This window comes from Micromonospora sp. WMMD1082, assembly GCF_029626175.1.
GTDB lineage: Bacteria > Actinomycetota > Actinomycetes > Mycobacteriales > Micromonosporaceae > Micromonospora.
This window is the reverse complement of sequence record NZ_JARUBM010000002.1, coordinates 2,756,867-2,772,643: the sequence shown is the minus strand read 5'-3', so window position 1 is coordinate 2,772,643 and position 15,777 is coordinate 2,756,867. Positions and strand designations below refer to the sequence as shown.

The 15,777-nt window shown below is 68.5% G+C and carries 13 protein-coding genes, 2 tRNA genes and 1 pseudogene; 8 read left to right on the top strand and 8 right to left on the bottom strand.

Annotated elements, in window-relative coordinates; genetic code table 11:
- The first annotated feature begins 95 nt into the window (after positions 1 to 95).
- From O7615_RS12765 to O7615_RS12740, 6 genes are all read left to right on the top strand, one after another.
- On the top strand, positions 96 to 692 hold the full coding sequence (locus tag O7615_RS12765; protein ID WP_278177689.1) for a TetR/AcrR family transcriptional regulator: 597 nt from the start codon (positions 96 to 98) through the stop codon (positions 690 to 692).
- A 42-nt stretch (positions 693 to 734) separates the two neighbouring features.
- Positions 735 to 1,313 carry a helix-turn-helix transcriptional regulator gene (locus O7615_RS12760; protein WP_278177688.1) on the top strand — a complete coding sequence of 193 codons (579 nt, stop codon included), beginning with the start codon at positions 735 to 737 and terminating at the stop codon, positions 1,311 to 1,313.
- Complete coding sequence (locus O7615_RS12755; RefSeq protein ID WP_278177687.1) at positions 1,310 to 2,035, top strand: ABC transporter ATP-binding protein; 726 nt, start codon at positions 1,310 to 1,312, stop codon at positions 2,033 to 2,035. The genes O7615_RS12760 and O7615_RS12755 overlap by 4 nt, the downstream gene beginning before the upstream one ends.
- Complete coding sequence (locus tag O7615_RS12750; RefSeq protein ID WP_278177685.1) at positions 2,032 to 4,491, top strand: FtsX-like permease family protein; 2,460 nt, start codon at positions 2,032 to 2,034, stop codon at positions 4,489 to 4,491. The genes O7615_RS12755 and O7615_RS12750 overlap by 4 nt, the downstream gene beginning before the upstream one ends.
- A gap of 71 nt (positions 4,492 to 4,562) precedes the next feature.
- The gene (locus O7615_RS12745; RefSeq protein ID WP_278177684.1) at positions 4,563 to 4,841 is read left to right on the top strand and encodes a type II toxin-antitoxin system prevent-host-death family antitoxin; all 279 of its coding nucleotides are present in this window, start codon (positions 4,563 to 4,565) and stop codon (positions 4,839 to 4,841) included.
- Complete coding sequence (locus O7615_RS12740; RefSeq protein WP_119578710.1) at positions 4,838 to 5,248, top strand: type II toxin-antitoxin system VapC family toxin; 411 nt, start codon at positions 4,838 to 4,840, stop codon at positions 5,246 to 5,248. The genes O7615_RS12745 and O7615_RS12740 overlap by 4 nt, the downstream gene beginning before the upstream one ends.
- A 486-nt stretch (positions 5,249 to 5,734) precedes the next feature.
- On the opposite strand, the gene O7615_RS12735 is transcribed toward O7615_RS12740, so the two are convergent.
- Entirely contained in the window at positions 5,735 to 6,049 is a 315-nt protein-coding gene (locus tag O7615_RS12735; RefSeq protein ID WP_278177683.1) for a helix-turn-helix transcriptional regulator, read from the bottom strand.
- Positions 6,049 to 6,434, bottom strand: a pseudogene (locus O7615_RS12730) (type II toxin-antitoxin system RelE/ParE family toxin). Before O7615_RS12730 ends, O7615_RS12735 begins: the two are co-directional and overlap by 1 nt.
- Positions 6,435 to 6,590: 156 nt before the next feature.
- Between O7615_RS12730 and O7615_RS12725 the strand changes: the two are divergent.
- The gene (locus tag O7615_RS12725; RefSeq protein WP_278177682.1) at positions 6,591 to 7,052 is read left to right on the top strand and encodes a site-specific integrase; all 462 of its coding nucleotides are present in this window, start codon (positions 6,591 to 6,593) and stop codon (positions 7,050 to 7,052) included.
- Between the two features lie 181 nt (positions 7,053 to 7,233).
- Here the strand turns inward: O7615_RS12725 and O7615_RS12720 are convergent.
- From O7615_RS12720 to gyrB, 6 genes are all read right to left on the bottom strand, one after another.
- Positions 7,234 to 7,309, bottom strand: a tRNA-Ala gene (locus O7615_RS12720).
- 39 nt (positions 7,310 to 7,348) lie between these two features.
- A complete protein-coding gene (locus O7615_RS12715) occupies positions 7,349 to 7,477 on the bottom strand; it encodes a DLW-39 family protein (protein WP_210822541.1) in 129 nt (42 codons plus the stop codon).
- A gap of 44 nt (positions 7,478 to 7,521) precedes the next feature.
- Positions 7,522 to 7,595: transfer RNA gene (locus tag O7615_RS12710), tRNA-Ile, on the bottom strand.
- Between the two features lie 251 nt (positions 7,596 to 7,846).
- Positions 7,847 to 8,788: a DUF3566 domain-containing protein gene (locus tag O7615_RS12705; RefSeq protein ID WP_278177681.1), complete on the bottom strand. Its 942-nt coding sequence runs from the start codon at positions 8,786 to 8,788 to the stop codon at positions 7,847 to 7,849.
- Positions 8,789 to 8,792: 4 nt separating this feature from the next.
- Positions 8,793 to 12,572 carry an intein-containing DNA gyrase subunit A gene (gyrA, locus tag O7615_RS12700; RefSeq protein ID WP_278177680.1) on the bottom strand — a complete coding sequence of 1,260 codons (3,780 nt, stop codon included), beginning with the start codon at positions 12,570 to 12,572 and terminating at the stop codon, positions 8,793 to 8,795.
- Between the two features lie 132 nt (positions 12,573 to 12,704).
- A complete protein-coding gene (gene gyrB / locus O7615_RS12695; protein ID WP_278177679.1) occupies positions 12,705 to 14,651 on the bottom strand; it encodes a DNA topoisomerase (ATP-hydrolyzing) subunit B in 1,947 nt (648 codons plus the stop codon).
- 542 nt (positions 14,652 to 15,193) lie between these two features.
- Between gyrB and O7615_RS12690 the strand changes: the two genes are divergently transcribed.
- Positions 15,194 to 15,775 carry a hypothetical protein gene (locus O7615_RS12690; protein ID WP_278177678.1) on the top strand — a complete coding sequence of 194 codons (582 nt, stop codon included), beginning with the start codon at positions 15,194 to 15,196 and terminating at the stop codon, positions 15,773 to 15,775.
- Positions 15,776 to 15,777 lie beyond the last annotated feature (2 nt).

Genomic DNA, 15,777 nt, shown 5'->3' with positions numbered 1-15,777 from the left:
GGAGCACCATTCGGTAGAACGAACGTTCTGTCACTAGTTTGCCGAGCGCTCCGCCGTTCGTCAAGACCGAACGTTCTATCGCTACCATGAAACCCATGGCCTCCAGCGAAACCGAGACCCGGCCGTCCGAGGCACGACTGCGACTGCTCACCACGGCGAGCAAGATCTTCTACGCGGAGGGAATCCATTCGGTCGGCGTCGACCGGATCATCGCCGAGGCGAAGGTGACCCGGGCCACGTTCTACCGGCACTTCCCCGGCAAGGAACAGCTCGTCCTCGCCTATCTGCAGGTAGCCGACCACGCCATCCGCGACCAGGTAAACGAAGCCGTCGCCGCCGGCCTACCGGCAACGGAGACCGTCCGGGCCGTCGCCGCGGGGATCGCCCAGAGCATCCAGTCCCCCGGCTTCCGCGGATGCGCCTTCTTGAACGCCGTGGCCGAGTATCCCGACCCCGACCACCCCGTGCACGAGGCCGTACTCGCCCATCGGCAGTGGTTCCTCGACACGATCAACGCCCTGATGGCGCGCATCCAAGAGGCCGAAGCCGAGGCCGCCGCGCAACACTTCGTCATGCTCCGCGACGGCGCCATGGCGGCCGGTTGCCTCTTCGACCCGGCACTGATCTGCGAGACCTTCCTGCGCGGCGTCGACGGACTCGTCCAGACCCAGGCCGCCCGCCAGCCATCCTGAACCGTTGACCGCGAGACCAGTATACCGAGTATCATACTCGGTATGAGTATCCGGCACGCCCTGTTGGCCCTGCTCAGCGAGGGCCCCAAGTACGGCCTTCAGCTGAGGCAGGAGTTCGAGTCCAGAACTGGGGAGGTATGGCCGCTCAACGTCGGGCAGGTCTACACCACTCTTCAGCGCCTGGAGCGCGACGGCCTCGTCGAGTCGGAGGGCTCCGGCGGGCCCCAGAACGTCTTCACGATCACGCCGACCGGCTCCGACGAGCTGAACGGGTGGCTGCGCACACCACCGGACGTGATTCCACCACCGCGCGACGAACTCGTCATCAAGGTGCTCGTAGCGATGCGGGTACCCGGTGTGGATCTGCCCGAGCTGCTCCAGGGGCACCGACGGCACCTCGTGCAGGCGATGCAGGAGTACACCCATCTGAAGTCCGAGATCGCCGAGGATGAGGTGGAGCTGTCGCTCGTCGTGGATTCGGAGCTGTTCCGGATAGAAGCGATCGTCCGGTGGCTCGACACCACAGACGCCCGGCTCAAGCGCCTACCGGCCCGCACCGCGAGCAAGGACACCACCTCCGCGCCCCGCCTCGGTCGCAGGATCGCGGGGGTACGGCGATGAGTGCGGCCGTCGAACTGCGCCAGGTATCCAAGGTCCACGGATCGGGCCCCACCGAGGTCCACGCGCTGCGCGAGGTCGACCTGTCCGTTCGGGCCGGCGAGCTGGTGGCGGTGATGGGCCCGAGCGGCTCAGGCAAGAGCACGCTGCTCACGATCGCCGGAACGCTGGAGGAACCGACAAGCGGCGACGTCGTCATCGCCGGTCACGAGTTGGCGCGCCTGTCCCGCCACGACCGCGCGCGGCTGCGGCGGCAGTCCATCGGGTACGTCTTCCAGAACTACAACCTCCTCGCCGGGCTGACCGCCGTCGAGAACGTGGCGCTTCCGCTGGAGCTGGACGGCGTGAAGGTCAGGGTTGCCCGGGCAGCCGCGATGGAGGTACTCGCAAAGCTCGGCCTGACCGAGCGGGCCACCCGCTACCCGGACGAGCTGTCCGGCGGCGAGAGCCAACGGGTGGCGATCGCGCGGGCCGTCGTCGGTGAACGGCGGCTGCTGCTGGCGGACGAACCCACCGGCGCGCTCGACTCGTTGAGCGGCGAGACGGTGATGCGCATGCTCCGCCTGGCCAGCCACGATGGCGTGGCCGGCGTGGTGGTGACCCACGACGCCCAGATGGCTTCCTGGGCCGACCGCGTGGTGTTCCTGCGGGACGGCCGGGTGGTCGACCAGACGGTACCGAGCCGTGGCCCGGAATCCCTCCTGGCACCGGGAGCGAACCCGTGAGCCGTAACGGCGGCCTGCCGGCCCGGCGCGCGGTGGTCCGCTGGGCGTGGCGGCTGTTCCGTCGCGAGTGGCGCCAGCAGATCGCGGTGCTGACGCTCCTGACCGTCGCCGTCACGGCAGCCGTCGTGGGCGTGTCGGCCGGCTACCACCTGACACCGCCAAGCACCGCCAGGTTCGGCGACGCCAGCCAGCGGTTCACGTTGTACGCCGACGACGATCGGTCACCGGATCCACAGATCGCGCAGGCACGCGAGTGGTTCGGCACGATCGACGTGATCGGGCACCGGTACCTGCCGGCCCCGACTTCGGCGGACACCGTCGAGCTGCGGGCGCAGGATCCGCACGGGCCGTACAGCGGGCCGATGCTAAGGCTGCTGACGGGTCGCTATCCGACCGCGGCCGGCGAGGCGGCGCTCACCGACGAGATAGCGGCAGACCTGCGGGTACGCGTCGGCGACGTGCTGACGCTCGACGGGCGCACCTGGACCGTGGTCGGCCTGGTCGAGAACCCCGGCGATCTGCGCGCGGAGTTCATCCTCGTCGCGCCGGCACAGCCCGAACCGTCGGCGGCGATTACGGTGCTCACCGCCGCCGATCCGGCACGGTTCGCGGAGTACCGCGCGCAGCACGGCCAGCCCGTGTACGAGCTGCGCCCCACGCACGAGTGGGTCGAGGCCGCCGCCGGTGTGTTCAGCGTCTTCGCGGTGAGCATGCTGCTCATCTGCCTCATCGCGACGGCCGGCTTCGCCGTCATCGCGCACCGTCGGCTGCGCCAGCTCGGCCTGCTCGCCGCAGTCGGGGCGACTCCACGACACCTCCGTCTCGTGCTGCTGGCCCACGGTGCCGCGGTCGGTGCCGCGGCGTCGGCGGTCGGCACTGTCGCAGGCGTGCTGATGTGGTTCGCCGTGACGCCACGGTTCGAAACGGCGGCGGGACACCGCATCGACCGGCTGGACCTACCGTGGTGGCAGATCGTCGCCGTCGTACTGCTGACTCTCCTGACGGCGACCGCCGCGGCCTGGTGGCCGGCGCGCACCGCTGCCCGGGTACCGATAACACGTGCGCTGTCCTCGCGCCCGCCACGGCCCAAGCGGGCCCGCCGCTCGGCGGTGGCCGCCGTTGTGCTTCTCGTGCTGGGCGTCGGGTCGCTGCGGCTCGCCCAACGCAACAACGCGGCGGGTGACAACGAGTTGGAAATCGCCGATCTGGCGCTGGTCGTCGCTGGCACGCTGGCGATCGGATTCGCACTTCTGTTCGTCGCCCCGCTCGCGGTCCGGGTGCTCGCCGCCGTCGGCGCCCGGCTCCCGGTCGCTGCCCGACTAGCCTTACGTGACCTCGCCCGCCATCAGGCCCGGTCGAGCGCCGCGCTGGCCGCGATCAGCGTGGCGCTCGCGATCCCGACCGGGATCGTGCTCGCGGCGAACGTCGTCGAGCAGACCACCGCCGAGAGCAACCTCTCCGACCGCCAGCTTCTCATCTGGATCGACGTCCCCGGCCTACGCGTTCCCGACCGCACACCGGATCAGCTGACCGCGATCGAGGCCCAGGTCAGGCAGTACACTGCCACGCTCGCCAACCCCACCGTCATCCCCCTCGCAGTCGCGATAGACCCAATCGAGATTCCGCGGGCCGATGCGGACGGCGGACGGACCGGGCGGCTGCCGGTCGATGTCGGCCCGCAGACCGACCCGGGCTCCGGTGCGCGGCAGGCACCGTTGGTCGCCACACCTGAGATCCTGCGGTACTACGGCGTCGATCCCGCCAGCATCGGAGGAACAACGGACGTGCTGACCACGCAGCCCGGCTCGGACCTGTTGCTGCGTGCCGAGTCTGGCGAGACCGCGCGGTCCTTTCCCCAGGCGACCACCCAGCGGCTGCCGACCCCGCAGTTCGAGTCGCTTCCGAAGACGCTCCTCACACCGGCGGCGCTGTACCGCAACAACTGGCAACCAGTGCGGACCGGCTGGCTGGTCGAGACCCCCCAACCGTTGACCGCGGAGCAGCTCACCGGAGCACGGGAACTCGCGCTCGACGCGGGACTGGTCGTCGAGGACCGCGACAAGAGCGCTGGACTCCTGGCACTGCGCGCAATCGCGACAACGGCCGGAGCCGTACTCGCGCTCGCGATCCTTGCCATGACCGTCGGGCTGATCCGGGCCGAGGCGGCAGCCGACCTGCGCACGCTTACCGCAACGGGCGCGACGGGTCGCATCCGGCGCAGGCTCACCTCGGCAACGGCTGGCGGGCTCGCACTGCTGGGCGGGATCCTGGGCATCGGTGCCGCGTACACCGTCATCGTGGCAGGCTCATCCCGCGACCAGTTCAACGAGCTGGCGCGCGTGCCGCTCGTGGAACTGCTCGTGATCGCTGTCGGCGTCCCGTTGGTCGCCGCAGCTCTCGGCTGGCTGTTCGCCGGACGTGAGCCGCGATCCCTGGTACGAGCACGGCTGGAGTGAACGGATACCCGAACCAACCCGACAAACCTTGGAGCTGGAATCGTAGAACATTTTGTTCTACACTCGTGTCCATGGAACGCATCGGTGTCCGGGAGCTGAACCAGAACACGAGCCAGGTGTTGGCTCGGGTGAGTGGCGGGGAGACCGTCGAGATCACCGATCGTGGACACCCGATCGCCCGACTTGTTCCGGTAGGCGACGACAGGTCGATTCTGGCCAAGCTGGTAGCGGCAGGGCGGGCCGTCGCCCCCACCGGTGGGGGCCCTGTTCCACTCCCACCGAAGCTCGGTGACGAGAGTGTGGACGTGGCCGCCTCGCTTGCTGCGATGCGTGACGAGGAGCGCTGGTGATCTATCTCGATTCCGCCGCCGTCGTCAAGCTGGTGCGGCAGGAAGCATGCAGCGCCGACCTTGTCTCCTGGCTCAACAAGCACGACGACGTGCCGCTGGTCTCCTCCGCGCTCGTCGAGGTGGAAGTACCCAGAGCGCTGCGCCGATCAGCTCCGCAGGCGTTGATCGGAGTGCCGGCTGCTGTCGGACGGCTGTTCCGATTGGAGATCGACAGCACGATCCGTGCAACCGCAGCCGCGTTCGCCGAGCCGACGCTCCGCAGCCTCGACGCCATCCACCTGGCTACCGCCCAGGTGCTGACCAACGAGTCCGGCACGGCACTCACCGCCTTCGTCACCTACGACCGGCGGCTGCTCGATTGCGCCAAGGAAGCAGGACTACCCGTAGCAAGCCCCGGCCAGAACTGACCCACGAATCCACCACCCTGTACAAAGTCCGGCCGCCACTTGGCCGCGCGGCCACGACATCGGCCGTGGCCTGCGTTCTGCGGCCTTGTACCTCTCCGTTTGGGTATCCGTTCGAGTGGGCCGGAGCTACCACCATACGAACCGCAGCGCCACGATCGCCGGTAACCCGCTACCACTTTCCATCTCACGGGCATCGGGTGGTGCCCGTGATCCCAATCCGACCGGCCGAACCGCCGGTGCGGTTCGCCGACGCCGAATAGATCAGCCTGTGCAGCTTCCGTCACGGGCCTCCGCTGGCTGCGCGCTGACGGACCCCCGACCAGTTAGGGGCTCTTGACGTCCACGCCCCGGAATGTCCGAGCTGCTGCACGGCGGCATTTCTGTCCGGTAGCTCGCCCGCTTCGCACCGTCGGAATCCGTCGAGCTGATTGCCCCAAGCAAGCGGGTTGACCGGACTTGGGGATACTTCGTCCGGCATAGCGGAGATCAGGCGATCTGACGGAGATCGCTGCCGTAGTCGAAGATGATCCGCATCCGGGCACCCAGCGCTCGTGCATACCGGCCGAGGGTCGCTACCTCGTTGGCCTCCAGATCGCCGTTCTCGATCTGACTCACCCGGCCGGGCGTAACCCCCATCAGCTCGGCCACCTGCCGCTGGGTGAGACCGAGACGCTTACGCTCCTCGGCGAGGTGAAACGCGCTAACCCACGCCTCGGCACGAGCACGTTCCACATCGAGCGCATCGTCATCCCCATCGTGCAACTCCGCGCGGATGTCGTCCCAGTCGTGGAAGTCGCTCATCAGCCCTCCCTCCGTTTCCTCTCGAAGGCAAGCCAACCCTCGTACGCAACCTCGGCGATCGGGATCGCGTTCTCGTACCACCGCGTCCAGTCTCCTGCCTTGTTGCCGGCGACCAACAACACCGCCTGCGACCAGGGATCAAAGACGAACAGAAGTCGGATGGCGACATCCCGGCCTGACCTCGGCCGCAACTCCTTGAGATTGCTGATGTTCGAAGAGTGTCGACCAGCGGACGCCCCAGGCCCGGACCGGTCTCGGCGAGCATGTCGATCGCCACGTTGACGGATCGGTACGCCGCCGGGTCGGTCTGACGCAGAGCCCGTAACCAGTCACGGACATCGCCTGTCGTCCTGATCGCCCAGCGGCGCGCCTGCCCGTTGGCCACGGAACAACTATAGCTCAGCCTATACACGCCCGATCCCGGCGGCGACCTGAATCTGAACCCTGATACGCGTGGTGGCCACAGGCCGCCAAGCCGCCGGCTCTCGGTCGGACCGAGCGGCGAGCGCTAACGCCCGAGGAAGCCAAGACACTGTTGTCGGTGTTGACCGGGGACCGGCTGGAATCGCTGTTCGTCCTGGCGCTGGCGACCGGGCTGCGGCGGGCTGAGCTGCTGGGCCTGCGGTGGTCGGATGTCGACCTGCAGGGGAAGGCGCTGTTCGTTCGGCAGACGCTCCAGCGAACGGATCACGGGTTGGTGTTCGTGCCACCGAAGACGCACCGATCGGCCCGTCCGCTGCCGCTGTCGGCTCTGGTCGTCTGGCCGTTGGAGGCACAGCGCGTGCGTCAGGCCAAGGAACGGCTCGCGGCCGGGGAGGTGTGGTCCGATCTGGGCCTGGTCTTCGCCAGCACCATCGGCACCGCGATGGAGCCACGGAACGTCAACCGGCGCTTCGAGCAGCTCCGCGCGGCGGCCGGGCTGGACTGGCTGCACCTGCACGACCTGCGGCACGCCTTCGCCACGCGTTCCTGCTCGATCAGGGCGAGGAGCTGCGGACGGTGATGTAGCTGCTCGGGCACTCCACGATCCGGATGACGGCCGACACCTACGGCCACGTTCTGCCGGCGCAGGCTCGTTAGGCTGCCTCGGCCATTGACCGGATTCTCGGCCAGGAGGGGGACGGCGTGACCAGCTTGGTTGTACGGATGGCTGTACTCGGGCCGAGATCAACCGAGGAAAGTGCTGGTGGAGCCCAGGGGACTTGAACCCCTAACCCCTGCCTTGCAAAGGCAGTGCTCTGCCAGTTGAGCTAGGGCCCCGTAGCGGACGGTGCCGCCCCGCGGTCGGGACGGACGCCGTCAGCGCAGATCCGGCGAGGTGGTCGCCTCGTGCCAGAGGGCGCGCTCGTCGTTGGCTTCCTTGATCTTCTTGGCCACCACGGCGGCCACGCCGACGACACCAACCAAGATCAACAGCTTCTTGAACATCGGGGCTGCCCCTTACGCTCGACGTGCCGTCGGACCATGTGCGGTGGGGCTAGCTGGAATCGAACCAGCGACCTCAGAGTTATCAGCTCTGCGCTCTAACCGACTGAGCTATAGCCCCGCGAAGCGACGAGCAAGGTTAACCCATCCGCCCAGGCGCCCCCAAATCGGGGCCGGGGCGTCGCTCACCTGCCGTCGCCCTCGAACCTACCCGACGGGCGACACCCGGCACATCCGGATAAAGACCACCTGGCAACCGCCAGTTGCGGCATGTTGCGGCATCGTCGGACGGTGAGACCACGAGATGCCGCAGCCGGAGTCGATCAAGCCCGGCCGGGCCGCGACGGCGGGCCGACCGGGCTTGATGTCGAGTCAGTCGCGCTCGGCGAGGGTCAGCTCGATGCCACCCACCAGATCGGCGCAGACGTTGTAGACGAAGGCGCCGAGCGTGGCGAGCGCGGTGAACAGCACGACGTTGACCAGGCCGATCAGCGCCGAACTGAAGATCACCCCGCGTGCGGTGATCTGGAAGCCGTTGGTGCTCTGCCCACCGCCGGCGTTGACCAGGTCTCCCAGGCTGTCGTTCACGCTGGCGAACACGCCCATCGCGTCCAACGCCAGGTACAGCACCGAGGTCGCGACCACGATGACGATGAACAACACCACCGAAACGGCGAACGCGAACTTCATCACCGACCAGGGGTCGATCCGCTTCAGGTTCAGCCGGGCCCGCCGCGGCCCGCGCGAGGCGGCCGAGCTGACCGAGGTACGCGCGGCGCGTACCGCCTCACCCACCCGCGCGGCGCCCACCGCCGCCGTACCGATCCCCGGCGGCAACCCGCCACCGTTCGCCGGGCGACCCAGCCCGGCCGGCCGGGTGACGTCCGGATTCGGGCCGACCCCGGTCACCCGTGGCTGGGTGCCGGTCGCAGCGGTGCTGGTCGTCGGCCGAACCCCGGTGGCGCCCGCCGAGGACTGGCCCGGGCGGGCGGCGGCCGGCGGAGGGGTCGGCGGCTTACCGGCGGTGGCGGCGGGAGCGGTAGTGGCAGTGGCAGCAGCGGCGGTGTCTGTGGGACTACTGCCGTCGGCGACGTCCTTCTCCTCGGCGGCGTCGGCCTCCTGGTCGTCTGTGGGCTTGTCGGGCGGCGGAGCCATACCGGGAGCCCGGGTGAACTTCGGCGCAGGCGCGTCGGCGGGGACGGTGGCCCGACCCACGGCCGCGCGACCGGCTGGCGCGCCGCTCTTCGCGGCCTCCTCGTCGACCGGGGTGGCCGAGGTCCCCGCGTTCCCCGACTTCGCCTGTGTCTCCGTCATTCAACTAGTCCTGTTCGTCAGGTTCGTCGGCATTGCGAGCAATCGCCACGATAGTCACGCCGTCCGGAAGGTCCATCAGCTTGACCCCCATTGTGTTCCGGTCACGCGTACGGCGTACAGGCTTCACCGGAGTCCGGATGACGCCACCGTTGCTGGTGATGGCAAACAGCTCGTCGTCCGGGTCGATCACCACCGCACCGACCAGACCACCGCGTCGCTCGGTGATCTTCGCAGTCAGTACACCCTTACCTCCCCGGCCCTGGACCGGGTATTCCTCGATCGGGGTACGTTTCGCGTATCCCCCGTTCGTGGCCACCAGAACGTCCAATCCCTCCCGGACGACCTCCATGGCCAACAGCTCGTCCTCGTCGCTGAAGCGCATGCCGATCACACCCGAGGTGGCCCGGCCCATCGGCCGCAGCGCCTCGTCCGTGGCGTTGAACCGGATCGCCTGGGCGTTCTTGGAGACCAGCAACAGGTCGTCGGTCGGACCGGCGAGCGCAGCGCCGACCAGCTCGTCCTCATCGCGCAGGTTGATCGCGATGATGCCGCCCGAGCGGTTGGAGTCGAACTCCTCAAGCCGCGTCTTCTTCACCAGGCCGTTCTTCGTCGCCAGGACCAGGTAAGGGGCTACCTGGTAGTTCGGGATCTCGATGATCTGTGCGATCTGCTCATCCGGTTGGAACGCGAGCAGGTTGGCCACGTGCTGGCCCTTGGCCACCCTACTGGCCTCCGGAAGCTCGTACGCCTTGGCCCGGTACACCCGACCCTTGTTGGTGAAGAACAGCATCCAGTCGTGCGTCGAGCAGACGAAGAAGTGGCTGACGATGTCGTCCTGCCGCAGCGTCGCACCGCTGACGCCCTTGCCGCCCCGCCGCTGCGAACGGTAGAGGTCCACCTTCGTCCGCTTGGCGTACCCGGTCCGGGTGATCGTGACGACCACGTCCTCCCGGGCGATGAGGTCCTCCATCGAGACCTCACCGTCGAACGGGACGATCTTGGTGCGCCGCTCGTCGCCCCACTTCGCGACGATCTCACCCAACTCCTCCGAGACGATCCGCCGCTGCCGCTCCGGCTTGGCCAGGATGTCCTTGAGGTCGGCGATCTCCACCTCCAGCTTGGCCAGGTCGTCGAGGATCCGCTGCCGCTCCAGCGCGGCGAGCCGCCGCAGCTGCATGTCCAGGATCGCGGTGGCCTGGATCTCGTCGATGTCCAGCAGCTGGATCAGGCCCTGGCGGGCGTCCTCGACCGTGGGCGAGCGCCGGATCAGGGCGATCACCTCGTCCAGCGCGTCCAGCGCCTTCGACAGGCCGCGCAGGATGTGCGCCCGCTCCTCCGCCTTGCGCAGCCGGAACGCCGTCCGCCGCCGGATCACCTCGATCTGGTGCTCGACGTAGTAGCGGATGAACTGCGCCAGGTTCAGCGTGCGCGGCACCCCGTCGACCAGCGCCAGCATGTTCGCGCCGAAGGTCTCCTGGAGTTGGGTGTGCTTGTAGAGGTTGTTCAGCACCACCTTCGCGACCGCGTCACGCTTGAGCACCAACACGATCCGCATGCCGGTACGCCCGGAGGACTCGTCCCGGATGTCGGCGATGCCGCCAAGCTTCCCCTCCTTGATCAGCTCGGCGATCCGCTCGGCCAGGTTGTCGGGGTTGACCTGGTACGGCAGCTCGCTGACCACCAGCGCCGGCCGCCCCCGCTTGTCCTCCTCGACCTCGACCACCGCGCGCATCCGGATCGACCCACGGCCGGTGCGGTACGCGTCCTGAATGGCGGACTGGCCGACGATCAGACCGTACGTGGGGAAGTCGGGGCCCTTGACGATCTCCAGCAACGCCTCCAGCGTGCTGGCCTCGTCCGCCTCCGGATGCTCCAGGCACCACTGCACCGCCGCGCCGATCTCGCGCAGGTTGTGCGGCGGGATCTTGGTGGCCATGCCGACCGCGATGCCCTCGGAGCCGTTGATCAGCAGGTTCGGGATCCGCGACGGCAGGATGGTGGGCTCCTTGGCCCGGCCGTCGTAGTTGTCCTGCAGGTCGACCGTGTCCTCGTCGATGTCCCGCAGCATCTCCATCGCGAGCGGGTCGAGCTTGCACTCCGTGTTGTGGCTGACGAAGCCGTCGGAGATGAAGGAGTGGTCGTCGGTGTCCACCCGGATGCTGTAGACCGGCCGCACGCCCGCGTCGGTGACGTCGGCCACCTCCGCGTAGTAGAAGCGGCCGTCCACCAGCGGCTCGACCACGTCGAGCACCTCGGTGTCGGTGATCCGGGCGGCGATCTCGTCCCGGTCCCGCTCCCAGCGTTCGATCCGGTCCACGTTGTGCCGACGCAGCCAGTCGCGCTCGGTCCAGCGGGTCGCGCCGTGCTCCCGGATGAAGTTGCCGACCAGCGGCACGTGGTCGCCGGAGAGCGCGGTGCTGCTCGTCGGCACCGACGCCAGCTCCGACTCCAGCTTGGCCTGCTTGCGGCCGAGGAAACCGACCTGGCCGGCGAAGATCCGCGCGTCCCGACGGTTGGTCACCACGACCTTGATCTCGCCGCTGTCGTACCGGCACTGCCGGCTGATCACGCCGAACTCCAGCAGCAGCTGCTGCACCTCGCGGGCCAACCGCTCACTGCGGGTGGAGTACGAGACCTGAATGGCGTTGCGCGGCAGCAGCGAAGAGGAACCGTCGCCCTCGAACAGCGCCTGGAGGAAGGCGCGCTTGATCGCGGCCGGCCCCTGCCAGACGAACTCCGGCACGAACTTGCCGGCGCTGCGTGCCCCGACCAGCTCGCCGAGCACGCTGGCGCGCAGCGAGCTGAGATCCTGGATGTCGAGTTCGTGCAGGGTGCTGCCGGAGGCGATCACCCGCTCGGCGACGTACCGGGGCCCGCCGACCGCAAGGTCGTAGGCGGCCAGGACACGGACGAAGAACTCGCGGTCGGTGTCGTTGAAACCGGCCCGGTTCTCGGAAACCCAGCCCTCGCTGACGAAGGCACCCGCGAGGACGGCGGCCTCGACGTGCTCCAGCATCGGGTAGCCGATCTCGTCCGGCACGCTGCGCTGGAGCACCACCCGGTCGCCGGGAGAGATCTCGGCGAGCAGCTTCCAGAGCAGGGTCGGCACGCCGGCCACGTCCACCAGGCAGAGCACCGGGTGGTTGTGGGTGCCGGTCAGCTCGTACCCCTCGCGGGTGCGCAGCCGCAGCGTCGGGTGCTCGCCGGAGTGGAAGAACGCCGAGGCGCGGACCAGATCGCCGTTGCGGTCGCGGACCTTGAGGTCGATGTCGGTCTCGCTGCTCGACGCCGCGCCCGGCACCACGTCGCCGATCCGCACGCTGCCACCAGCGGTACGAATACGGACATCTGCCGTGATGCAGTATCTCATGGCCGCAGCCGGATCATTTCCGGGCGAACCAAAGTTGCCGTTGCCGTCGACCAGCGGGTACCGCAGCGACCAGGGCTGGGCCATCCGGACCAGCGCGTCGTAGATGGCCGAGTCGCCGTGCGGGTGGAACTGGCCCATCACGTCGCCGACGACGCGGGAGCACTTCACGTAGCCGCGGTCCGGCCGGTAGCCCGAGTCGAACATGGCGTAGAGGATCTTGCGGTGGACCGGCTTGAGCCCGTCCCGGACGTCCGGCAGCGCGCGCCCGACGATGACGCTCATCGCGTAGTCGAGGTAGGAGCGCTGCATCTCCACCTCGAGCCCGACCGGCTCGATCCGGTCGTGCGAGACGACGGCGGCCTGCGCCTCGGGGACCTCGGGCTCGTTGGGTGTGGACTCGGGGGAATCGGTCACTGTTAACCCTTATCAGACTGAGAGTCGTTTTTGTGCTGTGGATAACGGCTGTGGATACCGGCCAAGCTGTGGATAACTCTGTGGATCAGCGAGCCGGACCGCAACGGGTGCCCGGTCCGGCCGCCGGTTCCGTCAGATGTCCAGGAAGCGGACGTCCTTGGCGTTGCGCTGGATGAACGAGCGGCGGGCCTCGACGTCCTCACCCATCAACACGCTGAACAGCTCGTCGGCGGTTGCCGCGTCGTCCAGGGTGACCTGACGCAGCGTACGCGTGGCCGGGTTCATCGTGGTCTCCCACAGCTCCGGGTAGTTCATCTCGCCGAGGCCCTTGAACCGCTGGATGTCGTCCGGCTTGGCGTTCGCCTTCTTCTGCTGGCGCAGCGCGATCAGCCCGTCGCGCTCCCGGTCGGAGTAGGCGTACTGCGCGTCGTCGCCCTTCTTGTTCCACTTGATCTTGTAGAGCGGCGGGGCGGCCAGATAGACGTGGCCCAGCTCGACCAGCGGACGCATGAAGCGGAACAGCAGGGTGAGCAGCAGCGTCTGGATGTGCTGGCCGTCGACGTCGGCGTCGGCCATCAGCACGATCTTGTGGTAGCGCAGCTTCTCGATGTCGAAGTCGTCGTGGATGCCGGTGCCGAGCGCGGTGATCAGCGCCTGCACCTCGTTGTTCTTGAGTACCCGGTCGATCCGGGCCTTCTCCACGTTGAGGATCTTGCCCCGGATCGGCAGGATCGCCTGGGTGCGCGGATCGCGCCCCTGCTTGGCCGAGCCGCCGGCCGAGTCGCCCTCGACGATGAACACCTCGGACTCGCGAGGGTCGGTGGACTGGCAGTCGGCCAGCTTGCCCGGCATCGAGCCGGATTCCAGCAGCGACTTGCGCCGGGCCAGCTTGCGGGCCTGCTGGGCGGCGATCCGGGCGCGGGCGGCCTGGGACGCCTTGGTGATGATGATCTTCGCCTCGGCCGGGTTGCGGTCCAGCCAGTCGACCAGCCACTCGTTGCAGACCCGCTGCACGAAGCTCTTCACCGGCGTGTTGCCCAGCTTGGTCTTGGTCTGGCCCTCGAACTGCGGGTTGGTCAGCTTGACCGAGATGATCGCCGCCAAGCCCTCGCGGATGTCCTCGCCGGAGAGCTTCTCGTCACCCTTGAGCAGCTTCTTGTCGGTGCCGTACCGGTTGACCACGCTGGTCAGCGCGGCCCGGAAGCCCTCCTCGTGGGTGCCGCCCTCGTGGGTGTTGATGGTGTTGGCGAAGGTGTAGACCGACTCGCCGTACGACTCGTTCCACTGCATGGCGATCTCGACGGACATGCCCTCCTCCTCGGCGCCGAACTCGACCACGGTCCGGTGGATCGGGTTCTTCGAGGCGTTGAGGTGGCGGACGAAGTCGGCGATGCCGCCCGCGTAGCAAAAGGTGACCTCGCGCGGCTTGCCCTCCTCGCCCTCCGTGACCCGCTCGTCGACCAGGTGGATGGTGAGGCCCCGGTTGAGGAAGGCGTACTCCTGGATGCGCCGGTAGATGGTCTGGAAGTCGAAGTCGACGGTCTCGAAGACGTCCGGGTCCGGCCAGAAGGCGACCGCCGAACCGGTGGTGTCGGTCGGCTCACCCTTCTCCAGCGGCGTCGGCTTGGAGTTGGTGTAGCGCTGCCGCCAGACGAAGCCGGCCTTGTGGATCTCCACTGCCATCTTCGTGGAGAGGGCGTTCACCACGCTGACCCCGACGCCGTGCAGGCCGCCGGAGACCGCGTACGCCTTGCCGTCGAACTTGCCACCGGCGTGCAGCACGGTCAGCGCCACCTCGACACCCGGCTTCTTGAGCTTGGGATGCAGGTCGACCGGGAAGCCTCGGCCGTTGTCGGTGACCCGGACGCCGCCGTCGGCGAGCAGCACCACCTCGATGGTGTCGCAGTGACCGGCCAGCGCCTCATCCACCGCGTTGTCGACGACCTCCCACACCAGGTGGTGCAGGCCCCGCTCGCCGGTCGACCCGATGTACATGCCGGGCCGCTTGCGGACCGCCTCCAGCCCTTCGAGGACGGTGATCGACTCGGCGCCGTACTGCTGATTGTCCTGCGCTGCCACGCTCGGCCACTTTCTCGCGCCCGCCGCGCCCACAGGGCGCGTCCGGGCGCGGGTTCGGCGGACAGGGCGCGACGTCGGCACGCGGACCGGCACCGGGGACAATTCCGGGGTACGGGTCGAACGCGCCGGTCGCCGCGGTTGCCCGCGGATCGCGATCGGCTCGACCCGAGTCGGACAATGATCGCGGGCCCGCACCGGACCCGTGACCCCCGTCGCTCCACCGGGTCTTTCGTCTCACACCAATCTTACTGTGCGCGGGCGATAGAACCACCACTCGGCACCCCTTCGCGGCGGCTCAGATCTACGTAGCGGGCCGAACCGTGCTGTCCGCGACTCCCCCTACACGCCACGGCATGATCACCCGATCCGTCGCGTGACGGCGTCGACGGCCATGGTCCGGAAGCGGGCGATACCGGCCGGTACCGCCCCCGTGCGGGCGATCCGTGACCGGCGGGTTGGCGGGCCGGCCTTGATCTTTCACGGCTGGAACCGGACGATCGACCCGATCGACTCGCCCGCGCCCGTTGAGAGGTGACACCAAGATGGGGCTGGACAACGTCGCGGTTCAGTGGCCGCGGACCGGCCGCTTCTACGACCCGGTCGCACCGGCCGAGTTCGTCGACTTCGGCGATATCGTCGACGTGCCGGGTATCTCGGCACCGACCGCCGCGCTCGCCGAACTGATCGCGAAGACAGGCACCGTCCGGGCCACCGCCTACACGGAGGTGGTGGATCTGATCCTCGGGCTGGAGGGTGTGCTCTACGCCACAGACGCCGCCGCCGAGGACGAGGACCCGGTGATCGACCCCGACGGGTGCTCCTGGATCGCGGCCGGCATCGAGCGGTTCGTCGCCGCACACCGCCCGCACGGTGAGGCGGTCACCTTCGAGTCCGTCGGCACGGTGCTGCGCTCGCTGCTCGCCGACGGCCGCCTCGCCGAACAGCAGCTGCGCTGGCTGGACAGCCGGCTCGACGCGCTGCGTGACGACAGTGGCGCCGCGCCGCAGTGGACCTTCACCTGCGCGGAGCTGAGCGTGCTCGCGGCCTTCTACCGGCGCTGCGCCGACCACGGCTTCGCCGTCTACGCCGAGTCGGCCGCCCCCCGCCGGGCACCCCAGACGTAGCG